Genomic DNA, 24,088 nt, shown 5'->3' with positions numbered 1-24,088 from the left:
CCCCTCCTTATGAGTTAATTGTAATCATTCGTATTAAATTTTATTTTTCTCCCCAAGCACTTATTTTTAAACGAAATTTTTAACTTCAAATTATTCATATAATTTTTTGGTGTGGGTATCTGGCATTTAATTCGTTGCTATTTGATCTGTATCTTCCTCAAATAATTCGCACTTCATTTCAGGCATATATACTTAACTATCGCCAAGCAACAATGATAGCGGATGTTTCACATTGAATGCTCAAAAAACAAAAATGCTTGCCACGAATCCGAACCTTTGGCAAGAAATCCTCACATCTGCACACTTCGATTTCTCACTAGATCACCTCGTCGAACTTCAGAGTTCGCGTACACCACAAGCTATAGCCGTACAAGATGAACAGCAGCAACTCCGTTATTGCGAGCTGATTCAGCGCAGCAATCAACTCGCCCACGCGCTACTACAACGAGGCGTAAAACCCAATGCGTTGGTGGGCGTGTGCATGGAGCGCTCAGTCGACATGGTTGTTGCTCTTTTGGGTATACTAAAAGCGGGCGGTGCCTATGTGCCCTTCGACCCAGACTACCCACAAGCGCGACTCGATTTTATGGCTGAAGATGCCGCGATTTCTCTGCTTGTTACCGACGCAAAATTTCAGCATAAAATCACCGTTCCAGCACTGCAGGTAATGATCACCGAAGACATAGAAAAATACGTCAAGGCATTACCGAAAACCTGTCCAGATATCGACATTTCCGCCGACAACCGCGCTTACATGATTTATACATCTGGTTCTACCGGCAAACCAAAAGGCGCCATCATTAGCCACAAAGCCATTATCAACCGGCTGATGTGGATGCAGCTAGAATACAAAATAGGCCCAAGCGACACCGTATTGCAAAAAACGCCCATGAGCTTTGACGTTTCTGTATGGGAATTTTTCTGGCCATTAATCGTAGGCGCAAAACTTTTTATGGCGCGCCCGGGCGGGCACAAAGACCCAGATTACCTTGTCGATACCATCATCGAAAAAAATATCAGTATTTTGCATTTCGTGCCCTCTATGCTGAGCTTGTTTCTATCAGCCAATAATCTAAAAAAAATCACCCAGTTACGCCACGTTTTTTGTAGTGGTGAGGCCCTTCCTGCTGAGTTAACACAAAAATTCTTTCGTACATTAAATGCGCGATTACATAATCTTTATGGCCCCACAGAAGCGGCTGTAGATGTTACCTATTGGGAGTGTAAAGCCAACACAAAATTAAAAACCATCCCCATTGGGAAGCCTATATCTAACATTAGAATTCTTTGTCTAGATAAAAATCTAAACGAGGTTGCTCACGGCGAAGAAGGTGAATTGCATATCGGAGGGGTTGGCCTCGCAGAAGGCTATTGGAACCGCCCAGAGCTCACAGCGGAAAAATTTATTAGCGACCCGTTCTCCCATAACTCACACGACCGATTATATAAAACCGGAGACCTCGGACGCATTCACGATGACGGCACTGTTGAGTACCTCGGACGAATCGATTTCCAGGTAAAAATTCGGGGTTTACGCATTGAATTAGGTGAAATTGAATCGGAATTACTTGAGCACCCCGCTATTCAAATGGCTAGCGTTTCGGTCAGCGACAATAATCTTGGTGAAAAACGTCTATTAGCCTTTTTGGTAGTAGATAAAAATCAACACTTCTCCATCACCGAGCTGCGCTCCTGGCTAGGAGAAAAGCTACCCGACCACATGGTGCCAGCGGTATTTATTCTGCTGGATGAAATCCCACTAATGCCCAACGGCAAGGTAGACCGAAAAGCACTGCCGCAGGGTCCTACCGCACGACCAGATCTTAGTCAAAACTATATAGCACCTAGCACTACACTTCAGAAAGATTTGGCGAGCATATGGCGGGAACTCCTAAATCTTACCGGTATAGGAATTGACGATAATTTTTTTGATTTAGGTGGTAACTCATTGCTGTCAATGATGAGTTTGGTAGAGCTTAAAGCACGCCATAAAATTGATATTCCCTTAGTAATGCTATTCCAGTGCCCAACCATACGCTCTCTAGCCAAACATATTGAGCGCGATTCCAGCGCCCCTGAAGGCCAACCACAAAGAGAACAGCAAAAATTATTTAGCGGTAATAGTCAGATAAGCGATGTTGCTATTGTGGGCATGAGCGGTCGCTTCCCAGGCGCTTACTCAATAGACGAACTTTGGCAGAATCTTTGCGACGGTACAGAAACGGTCACCCACTTTTCCAAACAAGAATTGGGCCCAGGCTTAGATCCGGAGCAAACAAATGACCCGCGATATGTTTTCGCTCGCGGTATTATTCCCGATGGCGACAAATTTGACGCCGCTTTTTTTGGCATAAGCCCAACGGAGGCAAAAACCATTGACCCGCAGCAACGCGTGTTCTTGGAGTTAGCCTGGGCCGCATTAGAAAACGCCGGCTACTGCGCCGAAAACTACAATGGTTTAATTGGCGTGTATGCGGGTATGGGGAATAATAACTACTACCCACTAAACGTTATGCAGCATACCGACATTGTAAAAATGGTCGGCCAGTTCCCCGTTATGGTGGGCAACGAAAAAGATCACCTGGCTACACGCGTTGCAAACAAACTCAACCTTACGGGCCCCGCGGTATCCGTTCACACCGCGTGCTCTACGGCAATGACCGCCATAGATAACGCCTACTTCAGCTTAATCACCGGCCAATGTGATATGGCATTGGCCGGAGGAATATCTCTGCAAACACCTCAGTTTAGTGGCCAGCTAGCCGAAGAAGGTGGTGTATTTGCACCCGACGGTCACTGTCGTCCCTTCGACGAAAAAGCCGCGGGCACCATGTTCAGTGATAGCGCTGGCATTGTGGTACTGAAACGCCTCGACGACGCTATTGCCGATCGAGACACTATCTATGCCACCCTAAAAAGCACCGCACTGAATAATGATGGCGCCAATAAAATTAGCTACTTAGCACCCAGTATAGAAGGTCAGAAAAAAGTAATTGCCATGGCACTGGCCCGCGCGGGTGTTTCGGCCAGAGATATAAGCTATATAGAAGCGCACGGTACCGGCACCCCCGTAGGCGACCCCATTGAAGTAGAAGCCTTAACACAAGTGTACCGACGTGATACTGAGGAGAATCAGTTTTGCGGCCTTGGATCTATTAAAAGTAATTTGGGTCACCCAACAATTGCCGCTGGTGTGGCCGGCGTTATTAAGGTTGCTCTTTCTCTAAAAAACGAAAAAATACCTGCAACTTTACATTACCAAAAACCCAACCCAAAAATTCAGTTTGAAACCAGTCCATTCTATGTTGTCGATCACCTAAAAAATTGGCCGCGCACAACCAAAAAACGCTATGGAGCGGTCAGCGCATTTGGATTCGGCGGAACAAATGGTCACGCCATTTTAGAAGAACCACCAGAGCCGCAAATCTCTGGCCCTAGCCGTCCCAAACAGCTTATCCTTCTTTCAGCAAAATCAAAAGTTGCACTGGCGCGCAAGCGCGAAGAATTGACTGCGTTTTTGCAGCAACGCCCTGACATTAATTTGGCCGATCTTGCGTTTACTTTGCACAGCGGACGCGCCGCTTTCAATCACCGCCAATTTTTTGTTTGCGAAAGCTCTGCAGAGCTAATTGGCTTACTAGGTAAAAAACAAAACTACGCATTAATGCAGCAAGCCGCGCCTGAATTGGTTTTTATGTTTCCTGGACAGGGGTGTCAGTACCTTGGGATGGGTAAGAACCTTTATGATCAGGAGCCCATTATTCGTGAAACAATCGATAATTGCGCAAACGAATTGGAGAGGTTTTTGGGCCTCGACATTCGCGAACTTCTGTTTCCCGAAACTGATGACAGTGAACTCGCAACACTAAAACTGAAGGATACTCGATTTCAGCAACCGGCGATTTTTGTGCTCGAATACGCTCTGGCGCGATTGTGGCAGTCCTGGGGAATTGAACCCAACGCTCTAGTGGGCCACAGTATTGGCGAATTTGTATGCGCCGTTATCACCGGTGTCTTTTCCCTACAGCACGCACTACACATTATTGCAGAGCGCGGCCGGCTTATGAGTGAGCAACCCGAAGGCGCTATGTTGTCGGTCCGCCTACCGGCACGTGAGCTGCAATCTAGGCTCAGCAATGGCCTTTCACTGGCGGCATCAAACGGCCCGGCCTTATCGGTTGCTTCGGGGCCATTAGCCTCTATTAGCGCGCTAGAGATTGAACTCAAAGCTGAGGGCATTGGCTGTACGCTACTGCAAGTATCGCGGGCGTTCCATTCACCCATGATGGATGCCGCCGCACAACCCCTACGCGACTTTATAGCCAAACTACCTACAAACACACCGAGTATTCCCACGGTATCGACGGCCACCGGTAGCTGGCTTACACCAACAGATTTTGTACAAGCCGATTATTGGGCACAGCAGCTATGCTCCCCGGTATTGTTTCGCGAAGCAATAGCAACACTGTGGCAAAAGCCCACGCGCGTACTCGTGGAAGTTGGCCCGCGAAATGTAACCTCAACACTCGCCCGCCAACAAATTCAAGATGCTGATGTACAACACGCTTTTCCTTCTCTCGGTGATACCAGCGAAAACAATACCGAGTGGCAAGCACTGCTTACGGCACTGGGTAATCTGTGGCTACAGGGAGTCGAGTTATCGACCGAAAAATTCTGGGCGCAGCAACAGCGAAATAGAATTCCTCTCCCCTGCTACCCTTTCGAGCGTAAACGACACTGGCTAGACCCGATTTACAATCTTTACACCCAAGCTAGCGAAAAACTAGCCAGCGATACTTGTATCTTTGACGACATCAATTCCGCCGAAGAATCAAAGATAGAAAATACTGCTGCGCCGCTCTCTGTTAATCAAAGCCTTATTGCCATTTTAGAGGAAATATCGGGCATTGAATTTGGCGACGATCTAGATCAATCTCTTAGTTTTGCCGAACTAGGATTAGACTCGCTTTTTCTTACTCAAATTGGCTTCAAGCTAAAAAAGGAATTTGCACTTGAGGTTAGCTTTCGCCAGCTCACGGACGAATATTCCAGTATTGCCGCACTTACAACATTAATTGAAACTCGCAAAGCAGATACAGGTCAAACACCCCCGCTAGAACAGGCACACGTAACACCGGTCACCACTGCCGAGCATAGCCCCGACCATAGCCCCAAAAACACCACTGAAGACGTCAACCAAGATCCCCAGGCCCTTCCCTGCTCCGCTATGCAGCAGGAGATATTTACGCTGATTAAACAACAGGGAGATCAGGCTAATTGTGCATTTAATGAATCCATTTCCATTCATCTTACCCAGGGTAAAGTAGATCTTGCTCTATTAAAGCAGGCTATCCACCTGCTGTTTGAACGTCACGACGCGCTCAGCATGTGTTACACAAAAACCGGGAAGTGCCTGCGGCATGAAACACCCCCTAGCGCAAACCTTAGCTTTAAGGATTTATCTACTCTTAACGCCAAAGCCGCCGAAGCCGCAACAACACAACTTTTGAAAGACGATTTTTGCCAGCCTTTCGATCTAAATCAATCACCGCTGGCGCGTGTACTACTCATTCAAAAATACGCCCAACATATTCAAATCGTGTTGACGGCCCACCTTGCCATTTGCGACGGTTGGTCGCTTGATGTATTGGTGAAGGATCTGGGCGAACTTTATTCAGCTCTGGTAGAAGACCGGAAGCCCATATTGCCAGCAGCACTATCTTTTCGTCGCTACTTAGCTGAACGTCAAGCCCAGCTATATACAGCCTCCACCATTCGACTGCAGCAGTATTGGCAGGATAAGCTAACTCATTATAACGGGCTTTATCACTTCAAACCCCACACTAACCCAAAGGCCGAGTCGGCGTTTAGCAGCGGTCACTCCGCGCTAATGGTAGACCCCATTACCGCGAAAGCGCTACGCAAACTAAGTAGCCGCCACAACTGCAGCCTCTATGTTGTTCTTCTGGCGGGATTAAAATTACTGCTTGCCGCAAAAAGCGGACGTGACGATTTACTGGTAGGAATGCCGGTAGCCGACCAGACACTTCTGCAACAGGAGTTCGTGGGCAACGGTCTCTACTATGTGCCGGTATTAAGCCATTACAATAGCAAACTCGCGTTCGGTGATTGGCTCAATGTATTGCGCGATAATGTAAGTGATGCCGTCGACCATGCCCGCTATAGCGCCAGCATTTTGCCAAAAATGTCGACCCCCGGTGCTGGTGCTGGTAACAAGGCCGAAATTCAATTGTGCTTGAACTACAGCCCGCAAATGAACGCAGACAATTTTGCCTATAGCGGTCTAGCGGCCGGTTACGAAGTTAACCCTCGCCACTTTGAATCTTTCGATTTATTTGTTAACGCGGTTTCCGCTCCTGGCGACCATTTACGTTTTGAATTTCAGTACAACTATAATACTTTGGACGACGAAACCCTGGAACAGTGGCAGCAAGATCTGCTTAGTATTTACCAACAAATCAGTGCCAACCCCAAGCAACCGCTTAGCACACTGCTGTCACAACTTGGCCTAGCGGAGCCCACACAGATAAATTCAGCACCGCCACTTCCGAACACCTCAATGATTAAACCGGGCATAACACCCTGCTATTTCGGCAGAAACAATGCACTCTACGGTATATTTCAGCAGCCGGAAACAGTTAACACCACTAGTACAATCAGCACTCTGGGCGTACTTTTTTGTTATCCCATTGGTCAGGAATACATGAAATCACACTGGGCTTTTCGTTTGCTTGCAAACGCGCTAGTGACTGAGGGGATACCTGTATTTAAATTTGATTACTACGGCACTGGAGATTCTCTCGGGGATACCGATGACTGGTGCATTGATCGTTGGAGCAGCGATATTGTTGAAGCCGCTAACCATTTCAAAACCACCGCAAACATCACCAAACTGGCGGTAATTTCACTGCGCTTTGGTTGTGTTCTGGCGGCAAACGCCATTGACAAAGGTTTACATGTTGATGAATTAATATTATGGAACCCGGTTGTTACTGGCTCGCAATACCTCAATACAATAAAGCAGAGTAATAGGCACTCTATTAACAACGAGCAGTGTTATTTTCCTTTCCCTACAGATGAAGATCTCGGTGTTCAGGAAAATGAAATAATGGGTTATTGCTACAACGAAAAGGTGCTTAAGCAAATTCAGTCTGCACAATTAATGAATCACAGAATAGAAAATTGCGATAATGTTTTTATTACCGCATCAACGCATGACGAACAGTTCACCCACCTGCTCGCAAGCCTAAAACCCCACTTCAATAACGCTTGCTACCACCTAATTGAAGAAGCCGTAGACTGGGATGACTACCAAAAATTTCAAGATGCGGTTTTGCCCAGCGAAATGATTCACAGAATTACCGAATTGATCGAAGGTGAAAAATCGTGACCGACCTTGCTGTAAGTTTTGGAAACTCGCCCACTTTAGTCGGTGTTGTGTCCGAGCCGGAAACTGTACTCTCAGGCTCACCTACCGTTATCATTTTGAACTCAGGTCTACTGCACAAAGTCGGGCCCTTTCGCCTTAGCGTTACCTTGGCTCGCCGTCTCGCCGTTATCGGGTACCGTGTGTTACGGATGGACATCTCAGGCATTGGTGATAGTAAAATGCGCGTGGTTCGCGATAGCACCCATAAAGCCTTGCTAGACGTCGATTACGCTATGAACTTTATGAGTAAAGACTTCGGTTCTCAGAAATTTGTGCTTATGGGCCTGTGCTCAGGAGCAGATAACGCCCATAGAACCGCCGTTGCCGATGAGCGCGTTGTCGGCACGGTAAACCTTGACGGGTACTGCGCAACGAACTTTATGTACACACTGCACTACTATGGTGAGCGATTTCTATCTTGGAAATTCATTTCATCGAAGTTACAGCGTTTTACAGCAGTACAGAAGAACACCACGCCATCGGATAAAAGCAAAGAAGTATTCGACCCCAATGCCGATGCCCTATTACGGAGCTTTCCTTCGCGAAAACAAATGGGTATTGAATTTTCGCAGTTAATATCTAGAAATGTGAAAATGCTCTACGTGTACACCCGCGGTGTTGAATATTACTGTAATTACGCTAATCAACTTTTCGACATACTCAAGCCCAACAAAATAAGAGAATGCGTAGATGTTCAGCTATACCCTTACGACGATCATACGTGGTCACGCACAGAAGCACGCAAAAAACTTATTAACAGCATCTGCCTTTGGATGCAAAAAACGTTTCACCAATTGTAAAATTTAGACTATGAAAATTTGGGTAAGCCTCGCTATTGTCATTGTTTTCCTACTTCTTTTTCTAAGCGGCCTCTTACTATACGTACTGCCTTACAACGCACATTTCTATGGCATTCATATTATTACAGGGTTTGCCTTCACAGCGGTGGTAGTACTGCACTTTCGTAACAATTTCGCTTCACTGTTGCGTTATTTTCAACGCAAAAACGCCTTATTAAAGGTAAGCCTAATTGTAGGCGTATGCGGTGCATTGATTATTGCGGTTATCTATCGCCTCACGCCGGTAACTCAACTACTGGATTACAGCCATAAATTGAAGAGTACTGCCATAGTTGTAGAGAGCAAGCACCAAACGCTGCTTATCCATAGCGAAGCAGATGACCGCCATAGCTTTACTATAGAAGTTCGAGCAGGCGAGCACTATCGCGGACGAAACCAAGCCTTTCACTGGGGGAAAACCATTAGCAGCCCACCGCAAATGGTTTTTTGGTTGGAAGATATGCAGGGCAAACACCTCAAAACACTCTACGTTACCGCCAAAACCGGTTACCCGTTTATTTTCCCAAACGACAAGGTACGAACAGATCTGGTTGCGCGTCAGGAATCATTCCCCTACTGGCTACACAAATGGAAATCGGGTTCAGCCGTGAGTCAATTGGACGCTTTAACCGGTGCAACACCCAACGGCCACTTTTCTATTTACTCAAAACCGCCAGAACAATCACAACAATTCCAGGTGTTGGCCGAGGTCAATAGGTCTTTCGATTTCAATGATTACTATACAAAAGATAAATTCCCAGACGATCCGGTATACAGCGGAAGCGGGAACCCAGGACAACCTTCCATAATCTACAGCGCAACGATTAATTTGAATGCTGACGACAATGTTTTCGTGATGAAACCCATTGGTCATGGACACCCTTCTGGCGAAAATGGCGATCTCTATACCGAGATGGAGGGTATCGATTCTGCGCTCTCCATCATTCAGCGAATGCTAGTAGAGATTAATCGTTAACAATCCTTTTTAGAAGTAATTGTAAATGCATTTAAATGATATACATGCTTTTCGCGGCATATCCATCCTCATCATTGTATTTGGCCATTCTCTTTACTCCGCTATTGATTGGACAGAAAAGGCGTTCCAATTTAAGTCGATAAATATACTATTTTCCGGAGGAAGTATTTTATTTGTATTCGTTTCTGGCTACCTATTTCACTATTTACTCAACAAGTACAGCTATTCAGGTTATCTGAAGAAAAAACTAAAATTCATTATATTGCCCTACATTGTTGTTGCTACACCCGGTATCGCGCACGCTTTTTTGGATGGTAATCCCGGTTTGGAATATCCACAGATATCCGGCCTTAGCACACCCGTACAAGTAGTCTGGTACTACCTGGTTGGTGGTGCGCAAATTAATTATGCCCTCTGGTATATTCCAACTGCTGCACTTTTTTTTGCTTGCTTTCCCGTTTTTAAAATAGTTGACTCTTACCCGAAGTTTTATTGGCTAATAGTCCCATTACTACTACTTTCGAATGGCCTGCATAGGGCCCACTTTCCACCGGTGGACCCCATCAGAAATTTCGTCTATTTTTTACCTGTCTATCTTGTTGGTATGCTTGCTTGCCGGTATAGAATGCAAATCAGCCATATTGTTGACCGCAACCTAATAGTGCTACTTGGCCTGTTTTTGGCTCTCTACGGCTTACAGCTATTTTATTCAGATATAGATGGCATATATGCCAGTCACGTACCTTTTCAGTTCAACAAAGGATGGGTAGACATTGTTCTTTTTCAAAAGCTAATTTTTTGTTTTCTGCTTCTGGGTTTAATCAATCGCTCCACGGTAGTGTTAACGTCCAACAAACTAAAGTATTTGGCCAATATCAGTTTCACACTCTATTTTTTTCACGTTTATTTCCTTTATGCCTTCGAATTCTTTATCGGCGAAAAAGTTGCAGGGGCTGTGTTTTCCATTTGGTTTTCGATGGGGCTTGCCAGTGTACTGTGTTGTACCGCCCTAGCCGCAATAGCACAACGCACACTAGGGCGCCACAGCCGCTTATTCATAGGCAGCTAGCCGCCGGTAGGGCACAACCAACAAACCTGCTAGAATCCCGCCCCCTAGTGGTACTGTCGGAATCCCAGCTCGCGTGAACCAACTTAACCCCCGTCAAAAACAAGCCGTGCACTATATCGATGGCCCCTGCCTAGTACTCGCAGGGGCTGGTAGCGGTAAAACCCGTTATTACCCGCAAGATTGCCTACCTTATTGAGCAGTGCGATCTGCCGGCCCGCCACATTGCCGCTCTAACCTTTACCAATAAAGCCGCCCGCGAGATGAAAGAGCGCGTTGGCAAGCTGGTTAAAGGCAGTGCTGCGCGTGGATTAACGGTGTCTACCTTTCACAACCTGGGGTTGAACATCATCCGTAAAGAGCTAAAGCACGTTGGCTATAAATCGGGCTTTACCATATTCGGTGCTGAAGATGCTGGCGAGCAGACCTGGGCATTAGTTTATGAACGATACAATAAGGCGCTTCGTAGTAACATCAACAACAATTTTTCTTCTGCTCTGGAGCGGCCAAATATATCGAGCCAAGATTAATTTGTACTTACCGTCCTGCTTGAACCTAAAATTTAAAACCATTGCGGTCTGTAAACAGAAGGCTATGCTCAGAATAAGACGCTGGCTCGGTGCAAAAGCCGATAAAGTGACCGACAAAAAACAGTACTCTATCGATTACACACGCCTTAACGTGACGCCCTATTCTAATCCCTGGGCTTAATATAAAAACTCAAATACAATTTTGAGCCTGCAGAATAAACCCTCCTATAAAGAACGCCGCCGATTACAACAAGATAAAGAAAAAAAGTTGCTGATTCGGATACTTCGATTGGCTTTGCTACGACCCAATGATATATAAAGGAAGAAATACTAGATTCAAAATAGTCTACTTCTTTCGTTGATCTGCAGAGATCAACTGTGTCATAGCCAAAGCAGCCAGTAGCTTCAAATTGTGCTAAAACACTGCTGGTCAATCCAGAATATGCAAAGAAAGGAGATTCGTTACCTCCAGTATTTATGTAGCCAATTTTATCGAAGCCTGCACTTAATGATAAAAACTCACTTGCTAAAATTTCGTTATCCCACCACTTTTGAGATTGCAAAAGATCTTTATGGCTCGAGAATGAACCCGTTACGGTAGTAATATCAAAAGCCCCTACTGACGTTTCTATTACTAATGCGTTTGAATAGATAGGCGTAAAAGACAATAACAGCGCGGCCAAATAATTTTTCATTTCACATTCCTTTGTGGATCTCTAAGCACAGCACAACATAGAACTCTCTACGCTTGCAAAATTTATCCCAGAGTTCATATGCAATTGATTTAAATAAGATAATTTAATGTAAAAGAATCAGATTGGCTTAGCATGTAAATAATAGCGACACACTAAATCAAACTAATCACCCCACCAGAATTTGTATAATCTACTTGAGCGGGATGAATGTAAAGTATTTCCACGTATGAAATATCCGAGAGACTTTCATGCAAGCTTTCTTATGTAGAAATATGTACCTTATAATTGATTTGTTTGGCGTAAAATTCACCTTAATGTCAACAAAAAACCATTTTCATTAGTCTAAAGATTATTTATTTTGCAGATAGATTTTAAGTTAATCACTCTAGCTGCGATCGAACTCAATCACAAAATCATTCGAAACTATCCACCTTCTTATTGGCGTCGTACACATTTTGATGACTCTACTTATAGCCAAGTAAATTTTTTGTCCATATCGTATAGCTGTGCATATCAATAGGCCCAAAATCACTGCGGCTCTAGCTAAACGATTCATAAAACGTCTAAATATCAACGAGCTAAAACAATGAATGTGCGAAAAACCACTGAATAATAATGGCATTTGGACGTACGCCGTAATAACGCTGTAATCTCTAAAATATTTTAATACGTACCAAGCTATAGAACCAATTTAGGCTACGACAACCCCATGGACACGTGCGGGCCTAATCAACACACACCGTTCTTCTATAGCTGAAGTAAACATCGTTTTTTCACAATATATAGAACACCCGTAATAATTAGGATCTCCAACATGATACTGCTAGGCAGCTAGCCGCCGGTAGGGCACAACCAACAAACCTGCTAGAATCCCGCCCCCTAGTGGTACTGTCGGAATCCCAGCTCGCGTGAACCAACTTAACCCCCGTCAAAAACAAGCCGTGCACTATATCGATGGCCCTTGCCTAGTACTCGCAGGGGCTGGTAGCGGTAAAACCAGCGTTATTACCCGCAAGATTGCCTACCTTATTGAGCAGTGCGATCTGCCGGCCCGCCACATTGCTGCTCTAACCTTTACCAATAAGGCCGCCCGCGAGATGAAAGAGCGCGTTGGCAAACTGGTTAAAGGCAGTGCTGCGCGTGGATTAACAGTGTCTACCTTTCACAACCTGGGGTTGAACATCATCCGTAAAGAGCTAAAGCACGTTGGCTATAAATCGGGCTTTACCATATTCGATGCTGAAGATGCTGGCGCTCTACTGAAAGAAATTATGCTGAAGGACGGTGACCTAGACGCCGACCTCATACAATCAGTACAACACCAGGTTTCTAACTGGAAAAGCGGGCTAATTGAACCTCAGCAAGCCCTCGAAATGGCCGAAAACGCAGGCGAGCAGACCTGGGCATTAGTTTATGAGCGATACAATAAGGCGCTTCGTGCCTATAACGCCGTCGATTTTGATGACCTTATTCGCCTGCCCTCACAGCTGTTTGCCAGCAACCAAGAGGTGCTCACGCGCTGGCAGCAACGTATCCGTTATTTGCTGGTCGATGAATATCAAGATACCAACTCCAGCCAATATCAAATTGTAAAGCAGCTTATAGGTCAGCGCGGTGCACTCACAGTAGTAGGTGATGATGACCAATCAATCTACGCCTGGCGGGGTGCAAGGCCGGAAAACCTCAGTCAGTTAAAACAGGATTTCCCCAGCCTGCAGGTAATCATGCTGGAGCAGAATTACCGTTCCACTGCGCGCATTCTGAAAGTGGCTAACAAGCTGATCAGCCACAACCCCCACGAATTCGACAAGACTCTCTGGAGCGACCTCGGTATGGGCGAGCCTCTGCGTCTACTACGCTGCTCGACAGAAGAGACCGAAGCCGAACGCGTTGCCACCGAAATTCTCAGCCAGCGCTTACGCCGCCAGTGTCAGTTTAAAGATTTCGCCGTCCTCTACCGAGGCAACCACCAGTCACGCCTACTGGAGCTAAAACTGCAGCACCATCAGATTCCTTACAATATCAGCGGTGGCACCAGCTTTTTCGCACGCGCCGAGATTAAGGACGTAATGGGCTATCTCCGCCTGCTGGTTAACCCCAGTGACGACAATGCCTTTCTACGGATAATCAACACCCCCCGCCGACAGATAGGCACCGGTACTCTCGAGGCCTTAGGGCGCTATGCCACCGAGCGTGAAGTAAGCCTGCTTGAAGCCTGCGAGGAGGTAGGATTACAAACCGTTATCCCTAAAAAAGGCCTAGAGAGGCTGCGAGAGTTTTACGGCTGGCTCAACCGCGTGCGTGACAACTGCCACAACAACGACCCCGTTGCCGCCATACGTGAAATGGTGGAGGACGTCGACTACGAAGGATGGCTATATCAGAATGCCAGCACCCCAAACGTGGCCGAAAAGCGCATGGATAATGTATGGACCTTGGTCGACTCCATTCGCTCATCCTTGGAGCGTGATCAGGAAGAGAATTTATCTGGCGAAGAGCGCGTGAATCAAGCCGTTGCGCGGCTCGTACTGCAAGACCTTCTCGACCGCCAGGAGGAAGATGATGAAACCGACCGCGTTCAACTTATGACTTTACATGCCTCTAAGGGACTCGAGTTTCCGCACGTGTACCTAGTAGGCATGGAAGAAGAGCTGCTGCCCCACCGCAACAGCATTGAGGAAAACAATATAGAAGAAGAACGCCGCCTGACCTATGTCGGTATTACCCGTGCGAAAAAAACCTTCACCATGACCCTAGCAGCAACCCGTAAGCAATTTGGGGAAAAATCCGAAACACAACCCAGTCGATTTCTGGAGGAGCTACCAGAAGAAGACTTGGAGCGAGAGGGCTTTACCCCGGCAAGCCGGGAGCAAACCAAAAAGAAAGGCCGAGAAACCCTGTCATCAATTAAGGGCATGTTCGACTAAACCAAAATAAAACACAAAAAAAACCGCGCAACGAGGCGCGGTTTTGTTTTCAGCTGGGGCGCGATTACTTAGACTGATTCACCATGTAATCAACCGCTGCCTTCAACTCGTCATCAGAACAATCAAAGCACAAACCCTTGGCCGGCATGCCGTTAAAGCCTTTGATGGAACTGCTGTAGAGTACATCTATGCCCTTACCTATACGCGGTGCCCACGCGGCTTTATCGCCTAGCTTAGGCGCACCAGCAGCACCCGTGGCATGACATACAGTACACTTTTTATACACATCTTCGCCGGAACGGGCCGAGCCAGTATCTGCGGCCACAGCAACCGCCGCTGCTGCGCAATCCTCACCCGCCATACATGTACTGCCGACTGGCTTAATGCGCTCTTCAATGGTGGAATCCGCCGCGATAGCGACAACACTGGCCAGCATTAGGCCTAGAATTGCCAAACTCAACTTTTTCATATTATTCATCCTGTCAAAATTGCTAAAATGCCTGAGGAACCCATACGTTTAGTGGCGAGGATTATAACGGCTATCCCGGAAAATAGGCAGAGGCAAATTGTCGCGCGCTCTAGACGTTAACATCAGCGAAGCGTATTATGCCCAGCCTGATTTCTAGGTCGATCGCGCAGAACTTCGCGGCTGACACCCCATCAGGAAACGGCTGACATGAGTAGGTGGCTTCGAACCACTTGGTCAGTAGTTGAACAATATTTGCAGCAGTTTACGCACCCGTAGCTCAGCTGGATAGAGTAGGTGGCTTCGAACCACTTGGTCGGGAGTTCGAATCTCTCCGGGTGCGCCATATAAAAAAGCCCTCGCCGAAAGGTGAGGGCTTTTTTATATGGCGCCTGCTAACAGCGCACGACAGACCAAACTGGGAACACGGTTTGTGCAATGAATTTCGACACTTCTAGGCGGCAAACATACCCTAAGGTGTAGCACGCGCCAAATAACCATATCCCTCCGTATACGAAATCCACCCTCAACCCAATTCTGCATTGAATCAGCAACATGCTATCGATAGACTAGCGGCCGACATAATACTTAACACAGTGATCGTGACCATGTATACCAAGCCCAGCATTCCTGTATTTAATCTGAAAACTTTTCTCCTTTCTGCCGCACTAATACTTCTAGTGGGCTGCTCTGAAGATTCCAATCAAGGTAAAGATACCCGTTCTGCAGACGCTCATCTAAACAACAGCGAACGGTATATAAAGCAGGGCCAATACAGACCCGCGATCCTAGAAATTCGCAACGCGGTTAAAAAATCCCCCAGCGCCGAGTCGATTGGCGCACTCGCCGATGTATACCTCGAGCTCGGCCAATATAAGAGTGCTCAAACGCTGCTGGAAGAACAAGTAGTAGCTTATCCAGCACTCAATTACCGGTTAACGCAAACCTATATTTCACTCACAAAATATTTTTCAGCCAAACAGAGCTTTGACGCCATTGACGCGTCTTCAGTAGAGGCAGGCGAATATCAATTACTAAAAGCAAAAATTTTACTCGGCACGGGAAATGCCGACGAAGGATATGCCCTTTTACAATCCATCAAAAACCAGTACCCAAACGATTTAGACATTCAGCTGGCTCACTTCATCACCGCCTATAAACTTGGCACACCTGAAGAAAACGAAAATAATCTACTCGAGCTAGTAGAGCAAAACCCAGAAAACCCCGAGGCACTCTACACCGCAGCACGATCACGCTTTCTACAAAAAAATTACCCGGAAGCAGAACAACTGCTAATGAAGGCCCTCCATCAATCAACTACGCCTGATGTGCTGACACCTCTGCGCTCGGGTATTTTGAATCTTCTATCTAAAACACTTACACAGATGGGCCGCTATGCCGATGCCGTGCCCTTTGAAAAAGTCTTAAAAGACGCCAACCCTGACGCATCTGATGTACAGGCACAGCTACAGGAAGCCATCACCGCTATTGAAAGTGGCGATATTGACAAAGGTGCAACTCTGCTGGAGAAGCTCCATCAAGACTTCCCCAACATGGAATCGGCCGAGGCGCTACTTGGCGTCATCAGCTTGGAGCAAGGCGACGCCGACAAAGCCTCTAAATTATTTCAAGATAGCGTAGATCCTGAAACGGCCTCGCCCAAATTGAGTGCGGCGGCGGCAATTGCCGAACTTAGGCTCGACAGAAAAGGCGAAGCACTAAAAATTCTGGAAAAAGCCGCCAGCACAAACCCGGAAAACCTGCATTTGCAAACCCTCTTTGGCTTAACCGCTATAACGGAGGAACAATACAAAGACAAAGGTGCACAGGCACTTGAAAAAGCCATCTCCCTAGGCACCAATGAACTACGTGCTTACTCCCTACTCGCCGCACACTACCGTCAGCAGGGAAAACCAGAAAAAGCCAAGCAAACTCTCAAAAAAGCCTCTGAAACATTTTCTTCCACTCCAGATCAGCTCGCACTTTTTGGTGCGTATCGTCACCTGAAGTTAAACTCCGAGGCATTGGCCTACGCCGCAAACTTAAAGCAAACCCAACCCCAAAATGAAGCCGGGTGGCTAATGACGGCTGCGGTCAATATCAAAGAGGGTAACACTGGCAACGCCTCCAAAGATCTGCAAAAAGCCTTAGCACTTAATAACAATAGCGCATATGCATGGACCTTTACCGGCACCAACGAAATGGTGCAGCAGAATTGGGCTAAAGCAATACCTGCCTTTGAAAAAGCACTCAGATTAAACCCCTCTGCCCCCAAGCTCGCACAAAACCTATTAGCTGCTCAGATAAAAAATAGTACCGACTGGACCACCATCGTTAACACCTTCACGGCTATTCCAGCTGAAGAACAAGCTAGTTTATCGCACTTATCCTTGTTGGCTGTAAACGCCATGAGTGTGGGTGAAATCGATACCGCCACCAATATCGTCGAGCGTATCAAAGCCTCTACGGCAAGTACCGCTGGGCAAGTAAGACACTTTGAAATTCGCTTGATCGATGCCGAAGCCAAAACGTACATCAAGCAAAACAAAATTTCCACGGCCGTTAAAACACTGGAGAATGGCTACAAAAAATTCCCCGATTCACCGGAAGTCGCTATATTGTTAGGCAATTTATATCTACTCCAAGAAGATTTTAATAGCGCGAAGAAAATTCACTCTGATTTAGTTCAAAAAGGCCACGACGTTACAGCAACGCTGTTTAACGCCGACATACTAATAAAACAAGATAAAAGAGACGACGCTTTTACCACACTTATGGCTTACTGGAAGACAAACGCGACACCCAGTATTGGCAACGCTATCTACAAAGTCAGCCTATCTCTCAAACAACAACTTCCTGAAGATTTTGTGGCGCAATGGACCAAGGTAGACCCGGGCAATTATCAACCATTGCTGGTGCAAGCGATGAATGCTCAACAAGCCGGCGAAAATAGGGCTATTGATTTGTACGAAAGCGCCCTGAAATTAAACCCAACCAGTATCGCCGCGCTTAACAACCTAGCCTGGTTATACCAAGAGGACAATAAACTGTTCGAAGCCGACCAGCTAGCAACGCGGGCGGTTAAGCTTTCACCAGAAAATGCGGCAGTGCTCGACACTGCAGGTTATATCAAAATGAAGATGGACAGCGCTGAAGCCGTTGAATTACTCGAGCGCGCGGTGGAACTTGCGCCGAATGAAAAAGAAATTCAGCAGCACCTCGAACAAGCGCAACTTCGGTTTAACTAAAAGTAGCATTCACCCATTTATTACCTGCAATACTATGAATAAAAATCTAACCGTAAAACGGCTTTCTGAGTCGGATTTCGCCGATATGCAAGAAGAGTGGTCTTCGCTACTGGACCGATCCACAGCCGACAAGCTTTTCCTATCATGGCACTGGATGCATGGGTGGTGGTCAACCTACCGTAAACCCGAGGAAGAGCTACTGTTACTTGCTGTCTATGAAGAGGATATTCTTCTAGGCCTAGCACCATTGTATTCATGTAAGGTAAGGCCTTTTCCCCTCTCTCCCAGCTTGAGCCGTATTCAGTTTATTGGCCATCGAAAAGAGGGGTTTAGCGGCTTCAGGAGTGAGTACTTACAATTTCTTCTGGATCCAGATCAAGAGCAAGCCACCGCACAAAAAATTATCGACTACATTTTTGAAAAATTCACCTTCGATGAGCTTTTTTTCTCTGACCTAGTTGTGGGCTCAACTACATTTATACTATTCGATCAGGAGTGGCAAAAGAGAAACGGCTGTAGACGGGTTCAATTGGAAAGCACAACATACCAATCCAATACACAAGATGAATTTGATTCTTATGTGAAAGCCTTGGGGAAGAACTCCAGACTGCAACTGTTTAATCGAAGAAAGAACTTGGAAAAACTAGGTTCACTATCCATAGAGCAAGTTTCAGCAGAAAATTACGAAAGAATATTCCCCCTCCTTACAGAATTCCATACAGATCGCTGGGGGAAAAACGCACAATACCATCAGCACAAAGAATTTATTCGGTATATACATCAAGCTGAAAACATAGCGGCAAACGGTATCATCGTCAGCCTCGAAGGCGAAATCATTGGCTGTACTTTTGATATCGCCTGTAATCGCCGTACTTATAACTTCCAACTCGGGTTCTCAGATAAATCTGCGCAAAAATTATCTATCGGAATGTTAACTCTTGGTTATGCAATAGAAAAAAATTGCGAGGCTAGCGAATTTGATGAATACGACTTATTAGCTGGCACGGGAAAAATCAGTAACTATAAAGCACGTATTGCAAATCCCGGCCAACGTTTCGAATCGGTGCAGTATATCTACAGCCCATTATTTAGATTGCTTTACCGAATTAAAACATATGTCGATAATCTAAAAGCCCGCTTTGCCTAAACATATGAGGCCCGCCATGAAGCTACCAATATACTTAAGTTTATTCGCAAGTTTTTTGGCCGGCTGTATCGAAGGCCCACCGGTAAAACTTGAAGACGCTAACGTCTATGAAAAAGCGGTTTATTTCAATAATAATCGCCCATATGCAGACAGAAAACGCGATGCAGAACGCAAACCTGCCGAAATTCTCGCTTTTTCAGGAATCAAACCCGGCGACAAAGTTGTAGACCTTCTCGGCGGCGGTGGCTGGTATACCGAGATACTGAGCGAGCTAGTAGGTAAGAAGGGGCACGTTTATATTGTTAACCCTCCGCTTTTTACACATATCGCAGGCAAAGACCTTACCGACCGCCTCGATAATAACCGTTTGAAGAATGTAACGCGTTTGGATGTACCTTGGAACGATCTGCAGCTTCCCACAGAAATTGACGCAATTGTGCTTGCACTTAGCTACCATGATATCTACGTCAAACGGCCTAAACGTCCGCATTTCGAAGCCAATACCGAACATTTTTTTCAGCAATTACGATTAGCACTAAAGCCCGAAGGCCGCCTACTACTCACCGATCACGCCGCGGTCATCGGCTCAGGTATTTCGGCTGCAGGAAAGCAGCACCGAATAGATGAAGAATTCACCAAAAAAGATTTCGAAAAGCAGGGGTTTAAGCTGATTAAAACAACAGATATCCTGCGAAACCCAAACGACAATTACGCCCTCGACATTTGGAATAAAGCCGTTAAGCGAAATACCGACCGATTCGTACACCTTTATCAACGTACCACCGATACACTCACACCCTAGCCTTACTTGGCACCCATAAATATATCTTCGAGATATTTATATAATTTCTCCTGCATATATTTTTTTGATAGGCCGTGGTCGGCGCCATCAATGGACTTAAGCTCAAGGCTCCCCGCCCGCTTATATCTTTTTACGCTATTTGCCGCATCGTCAAGTAATAACGCAAGCCCAGGTTCATTTTCTGCTAGAAGTAAGTGTAATTTACACGGCCTACCAACAACATTATCTAAGCGTTTGGCTACAATATTCTCGATTCCCATGAATGACTGAATGCGTGTGATAGCCATACTCGCGGTGTAACTTATTAGATTGCGGAAAACTCTGAGGACATTTATTTTGGCAGTAAACATGCGTTTCCAAACCTCTCGGCTCAGCAGTGCCCCACGATATCTAGCTATATCTCCATACAAACCTACACGATTAACTCCCCCGGCGTTACTATAATCCCAATCATAAACAAGCGGATTAATGAGGATGGCGTGCGGTATGCACAACGTTGGAGGAAGCTCAGCTGCGGCCTTAAAGGCATGGTAAGCACCTGCACAAATACCCGCCAACTGAAAGCGCTTAAACCCTATTTGTTCCAGTATCTCAATCGCCTGAACAATATCGCGTATGGCAACAGGAGAATAGGCATTATTGTCATCATTCCCGCTCACCGCAGGGCTGTCGCCAATGCCTTCAATATCAAAACGAAAACTCGGCACGCCCTTCTCTGCTATACGGCGAGCAAATTGCGTATAAAGCCGATGCGGTCCTACATGGTGCTCGGCACCGCAGTTAAGAAACACAACCACGCTATCTTGAGGGCCGTCGGCTTTTTTACTTTTGCACAAAACGCCAAATAGCGATCCACCACTACCAAAGCTAATAGCTTGCTCTTCGATGCTACCGAGCAAATGAGAAGCCTTTAACGCCAAAGGGTCAGTAGGCGATTCCTCTTCGTGGTCTGGTTGGAGGCGAGATACTTGTACAAACGCCACTATCTCGTTAATAGCCGAATACGGAACAACTGTCTCCGTCGGGTAGGCGACCATATCGGCGTAGCCTTCGTATTCGGAAATGCTTACCCGCTTGACGTTTTCACTTAGTTGCTTAGCAAATAAGGTGTGCTTGGTTTTTTCTTGTTGGTACAAGTAGAGCACACTTTCAGCGTTGCTTTTACTATCATCAACGATCGATAAGCGCTCTAAGCTAGAACTAAATGCCGAATTAACCTGTAATCCTGACACCTCGATTTCGGATATCTCAGCTTTTTCTTGCTGCGGCAAAATCTCCGACAGCAACTTTACTTCGCGCAAGTACCGACGCCCACTGATACAAGGGTCCCATAGCACTAGTGCTGTTACATCGGTTTTGGAAGCGGCCTTATAGGCAAATGACGCCCCGAGCCCAAAACCAACCAAGCTGATATTGGTAAACGCGCGCTGCGCGCGAAGGTAATCACACAATTGCACTAAACTAAGAATACAAGAATCAGCCGTCAGCCCCTCCGCTGGATCTGCTGAATCCCCCTGACCTGGGTAATCAATGCGTATGCAATGAACGCCCGTTTCGGCAATCGCTTCGGCAAGATGTCGCAATGTACGATGTGTAGACATATAAGCCTGACCGATAGGAGGACAAAGAATCACCAGATCGGTTGAGGCTCGCTCCACAGGGCTATAGTGCCAGAGGAAAGTACTAGCGGAAGGAAGCGGCAGATAACCAGCGTTGCGAGTGAATGGCATATAGAATCTTTGTTATTTAGGCGTCAAACTAAAAAACTATAGCATTTGGGAACGGATCTGGTAAATTGCGAAATATCAACGCGGATGTTTTTAATGGATAATATTGCCTTTATTGCCGGTTCCGGCCGAAGTGGTACAACTTGGCTTCAATTAATGCTCGGCAGCCATCCCGCATTAGCCACAGCTCAGGAAAGTCAATTATTCAACAACTATTTGAGCAAACTAGTCCGTCAATGGGAAGCCGAGCTACGCTATCCAGAAACATCTGAACTTCGCTTCCACGGAATCTCCTCCTACATAGACACAGCAGAATTCTACCAACTACTTCGCCAATTTGCCGAGGGAGTATATGCACCTATACTCGCACAGAAAGCCAGCGCAAAGCTATTTCTTGAAAAGTCTCCCAATAACAGCCTGCACCTACCGGTCATACAGGCCTGCTTTCCAAAAGCGAAAATCATTCACGTTATACGCGACGGTCGAGATGTGGCCAGCTCCATTCTTGCTGCACGGAAAGATTGGGGTAAATATTGGTCCCATCGGGGCATAGAAGACGCCGCCTTAGAGTGGAAAACAGCGGTAAATACTAGCAGAGCGGCATGTATATCCTCGTCAAGTTACCTCGAGGTCAAGTATGAGGATCTGCTTGAAAATGGCTACAGTAAGCTAGAAGAAATATTCTCTTTTCTATCGATACCGATAACGGAAGAAGAAATTAGAGCTATCTATGATGCACATACTTTCGATAAATTGAAATCAAACAAGTACGACAAAAAAACGTTTATTAACCCCGGTGAACGTGTCGCATCTGGCACAGAGGAGCGCCCCGAACCTACCAATTTTTTTAGAAAGGGTGTATCTGGCTCATGGAAAACTGAACTTTCAATGCACCAGCTAGCGGAATTCAATTGGGTGGCTGGCGATTTACTACACGAATTGGGTTACACCGAAAACGCTATTACTAATGTAAAAAAACCATTCTCACTCTCCCTTAAACACGCCTATCGATACTTGCGTAGCGGTTTCGCCAAGAAAATAAAGACTATTCTCCGGCTCTCCTCATAAGGCAAAACCTATTTTTTGCCTTTCATATCACGGCTTATATCCGCAATAGCATTTACACAGAGCTCTTATCATGCAGATAGAAAGAGAACAATTTTCTCTTGGTTATTCCCCTGAATTTGATGCGTTGCGAGGTTATGCAATCCTGCTCGTGACGATTTTTCATGCCGCCCCAAAAGACGGATGGCTCATTGGCGGGTATTTGGGTGTTGACTTATTTTTTGTTTTAAGCGGATTCCTTATCACCGCACTGTTGTTTAAGGAAATACAAACAAACGGACGCATTAACTACAAAAAGTTTTACATTCGCAGAGCGCTTCGACTAGCGCCCGCACTGAGCCTAATGCTGTTCGTTTTTGTACTGCTGAGCGTGCTATTTTTAGAGCGCGCTCAATTCGTAAAAAATATTGAAGGATCAATATACGCTTTTTTTTATATAGCCAACTGGACGAGAGCATTTGGCATGTGGCAGCCAGACTGGATAGGGCATACTTGGTCCCTCGCTATAGAAGAGCAGTTTTATATCGCATGGCCACTCATAATTCTGGCCTGCTCAAAGCTGCGCTTACCCGCTGAAAAACTACTGGCGCTATGCTTTGGCCTGGCGTTGACAGCATGTGCCTGGCGGGCTTACCTTACTTTACAGGACGCTCACTGGATGCGTGTCTACAACGGGTTGGATACTCGAGCAGACTCACTACTGCTTGGCGCCACTTTAGGTATGGGGGTTTACTACCCTCATTTTCGCACGATGCTCTACGTGTTACGTCCCGCCATCACCGTTGCTGCCAGTCTTGGTATTATACTACTGGGGATATTCACCTACAAAATACCCTATGAAAGCAAGCAGCTGTATTTATACGTATTTACACTGGTTGAAATAATAACCTGTATATTCATACTTGACGTACTATTACCAGGCAGAACCCCGCTAAAACTTTTCTTGCGCCTAAAACCCGTTATCTGGCTTGGGACAGTTTCTTACGGATTCTATCTTTGGCACTATCCAATCTTTAGAGTGATGCGACACTTCGAATGCTCAGTTGGCCAGATATTAGTATGGGGAACCGCAATGGCATTAGTCGCGACTACCTTAAGCTACTACCTATTGGAAAAACCCATACTGCGACTGAAAGACAAATTTCATTGA

Annotated in this window: 13 protein-coding genes, 1 tRNA gene and 1 pseudogene; 12 read left to right on the top strand and 3 right to left on the bottom strand. The window is 46.1% G+C overall.

The genetic code is table 11. The features are described from left to right. The first annotated feature begins 232 nt into the window (after positions 1-232). The 5 genes and pseudogenes from H5336_RS12410 to H5336_RS12390 form a co-directional block, all read left to right on the top strand. Complete coding sequence (locus H5336_RS12410) at positions 233-7,411, top strand: non-ribosomal peptide synthetase/type I polyketide synthase (protein WP_221628053.1); 7,179 nt, start codon at positions 233-235, stop codon at positions 7,409-7,411. Continuing rightward, positions 7,408-8,250 (top strand): alpha/beta fold hydrolase, encoded by an 843-nt coding sequence (locus H5336_RS12405; RefSeq protein WP_185234602.1) that lies wholly within the window; start codon positions 7,408-7,410, stop codon positions 8,248-8,250. Before H5336_RS12410 ends, H5336_RS12405 begins: the two co-directional genes overlap by 4 nt. A gap of 10 nt (positions 8,251-8,260) precedes the next feature. Next, positions 8,261-9,265 carry a T9SS type B sorting domain-containing protein gene (locus H5336_RS12400; protein ID WP_185234599.1) on the top strand — a complete coding sequence of 335 codons (1,005 nt, stop codon included), beginning with the start codon at positions 8,261-8,263 and terminating at the stop codon, positions 9,263-9,265. Between the two features lie 25 nt (positions 9,266-9,290). Further along, on the top strand, positions 9,291-10,334 hold the full coding sequence (locus H5336_RS12395) for an acyltransferase family protein (RefSeq protein WP_185234597.1): 1,044 nt from the start codon (positions 9,291-9,293) through the stop codon (positions 10,332-10,334). 73 nt (positions 10,335-10,407) lie between these two features. Continuing rightward, positions 10,408-10,846 (top strand): annotated as a pseudogene (locus H5336_RS12390) (UvrD-helicase domain-containing protein); the annotation flags it as partial. A gap of 179 nt (positions 10,847-11,025) precedes the next feature. Here H5336_RS12390 and H5336_RS12385 read toward each other — a convergent pair. After that, positions 11,026-11,556, bottom strand: a complete 531-nt coding sequence (locus H5336_RS12385) for a hypothetical protein (RefSeq protein WP_185234595.1) — start codon at positions 11,554-11,556, stop codon at positions 11,026-11,028. Positions 11,557-12,464: 908 nt separating this feature from the next. Between H5336_RS12385 and rep the strand changes: the two genes are divergently transcribed. Then, positions 12,465-14,483: a DNA helicase Rep gene (gene rep / locus H5336_RS12380; RefSeq protein WP_185234593.1), complete on the top strand. Its 2,019-nt coding sequence runs from the start codon at positions 12,465-12,467 to the stop codon at positions 14,481-14,483. Between the two features lie 64 nt (positions 14,484-14,547). Here rep and H5336_RS12375 read toward each other — a convergent pair whose 3' ends face one another. Beyond that, entirely contained in the window at positions 14,548-14,961 is a 414-nt protein-coding gene (locus tag H5336_RS12375; protein ID WP_376766533.1) for a c-type cytochrome, read from the bottom strand. A gap of 257 nt (positions 14,962-15,218) precedes the next feature. On the opposite strand from H5336_RS12375, the gene H5336_RS12370 reads away from it, so the two are divergent. From H5336_RS12370 to H5336_RS12355, 4 genes are all read left to right on the top strand, one after another. Further along, positions 15,219-15,295: transfer RNA gene (locus H5336_RS12370), tRNA-Arg, on the top strand. A gap of 262 nt (positions 15,296-15,557) precedes the next feature. Next, the gene (locus H5336_RS12365) at positions 15,558-18,197 is read left to right on the top strand and encodes a tetratricopeptide repeat protein (RefSeq protein WP_185234589.1); all 2,640 of its coding nucleotides are present in this window, start codon (positions 15,558-15,560) and stop codon (positions 18,195-18,197) included. Then, on the top strand, positions 18,145-19,344 hold the full coding sequence (locus tag H5336_RS12360; protein ID WP_185234587.1) for a GNAT family N-acetyltransferase: 1,200 nt from the start codon (positions 18,145-18,147) through the stop codon (positions 19,342-19,344). The genes H5336_RS12365 and H5336_RS12360 overlap by 53 nt, the downstream gene beginning before the upstream one ends. Positions 19,345-19,360: 16 nt before the next feature. Beyond that, positions 19,361-20,146 (top strand): class I SAM-dependent methyltransferase, encoded by a 786-nt coding sequence (locus tag H5336_RS12355; protein ID WP_185234585.1) that lies wholly within the window; start codon positions 19,361-19,363, stop codon positions 20,144-20,146. A gap of 2 nt (positions 20,147-20,148) precedes the next feature. Here the strand turns inward: H5336_RS12355 and H5336_RS12350 are convergent, their stop codons facing one another. Further along, a complete protein-coding gene (locus H5336_RS12350) occupies positions 20,149-21,876 on the bottom strand; it encodes an alpha/beta fold hydrolase (protein ID WP_185234583.1) in 1,728 nt (575 codons plus the stop codon). Positions 21,877-21,969: 93 nt separating this feature from the next. Here H5336_RS12350 and H5336_RS12345 point away from each other — a divergent pair, with 93 nt between their 5' ends. Together H5336_RS12345 and H5336_RS12340 are read left to right on the top strand one after the other, a co-directional pair. Then, positions 21,970-22,941, top strand: coding sequence for a sulfotransferase family protein (locus tag H5336_RS12345; protein WP_185234581.1), 972 nt, complete (start codon positions 21,970-21,972; stop codon positions 22,939-22,941). A 70-nt stretch (positions 22,942-23,011) separates the two neighbouring features. Further along, complete coding sequence (locus H5336_RS12340) at positions 23,012-24,088, top strand: acyltransferase family protein (protein WP_185234579.1); 1,077 nt, start codon at positions 23,012-23,014, stop codon at positions 24,086-24,088.

Origin of the sequence: Teredinibacter franksiae (genome assembly GCF_014218805.1) — a bacterium.
Taxonomy (GTDB): Bacteria; Pseudomonadota; Gammaproteobacteria; order Pseudomonadales; family Cellvibrionaceae; genus Teredinibacter; species Teredinibacter franksiae.
Note: the sequence above shows the minus strand (reverse complement) of the source record. Positions and strands in the feature narration are given on the sequence as shown.

Coding starts and splice junctions, on each gene's coding strand:
- H5336_RS12400 (WP_185234599.1), top strand. CDS start 8,261: ATGAAAATTTGGGTAAGCCTCGCTATTGTCATTGTTTTCCTACTTCTT.
- H5336_RS12375 (WP_376766533.1), bottom strand. CDS start 14,961: ATGAATAATATGAAAAAGTTGAGTTTGGCAATTCTAGGCCTAATGCTG.
- H5336_RS12350 (WP_185234583.1), bottom strand. CDS start 21,876: ATGCCATTCACTCGCAACGCTGGTTATCTGCCGCTTCCTTCCGCTAGT.
- H5336_RS12360 (WP_185234587.1), top strand. CDS start 18,145: ATGAAAAAGAAATTCAGCAGCACCTCGAACAAGCGCAACTTCGGTTTA.
- H5336_RS12395 (WP_185234597.1), top strand. CDS start 9,291: ATGCATTTAAATGATATACATGCTTTTCGCGGCATATCCATCCTCATC.
- H5336_RS12385 (WP_185234595.1), bottom strand. CDS start 11,556: ATGAAAAATTATTTGGCCGCGCTGTTATTGTCTTTTACGCCTATCTAT.
- H5336_RS12355 (WP_185234585.1), top strand. CDS start 19,361: ATGAAGCTACCAATATACTTAAGTTTATTCGCAAGTTTTTTGGCCGGC.
- H5336_RS12365 (WP_185234589.1), top strand. CDS start 15,558: ATGTATACCAAGCCCAGCATTCCTGTATTTAATCTGAAAACTTTTCTC.
- H5336_RS12345 (WP_185234581.1), top strand. CDS start 21,970: ATGGATAATATTGCCTTTATTGCCGGTTCCGGCCGAAGTGGTACAACT.
- H5336_RS12340 (WP_185234579.1), top strand. CDS start 23,012: ATGCAGATAGAAAGAGAACAATTTTCTCTTGGTTATTCCCCTGAATTT.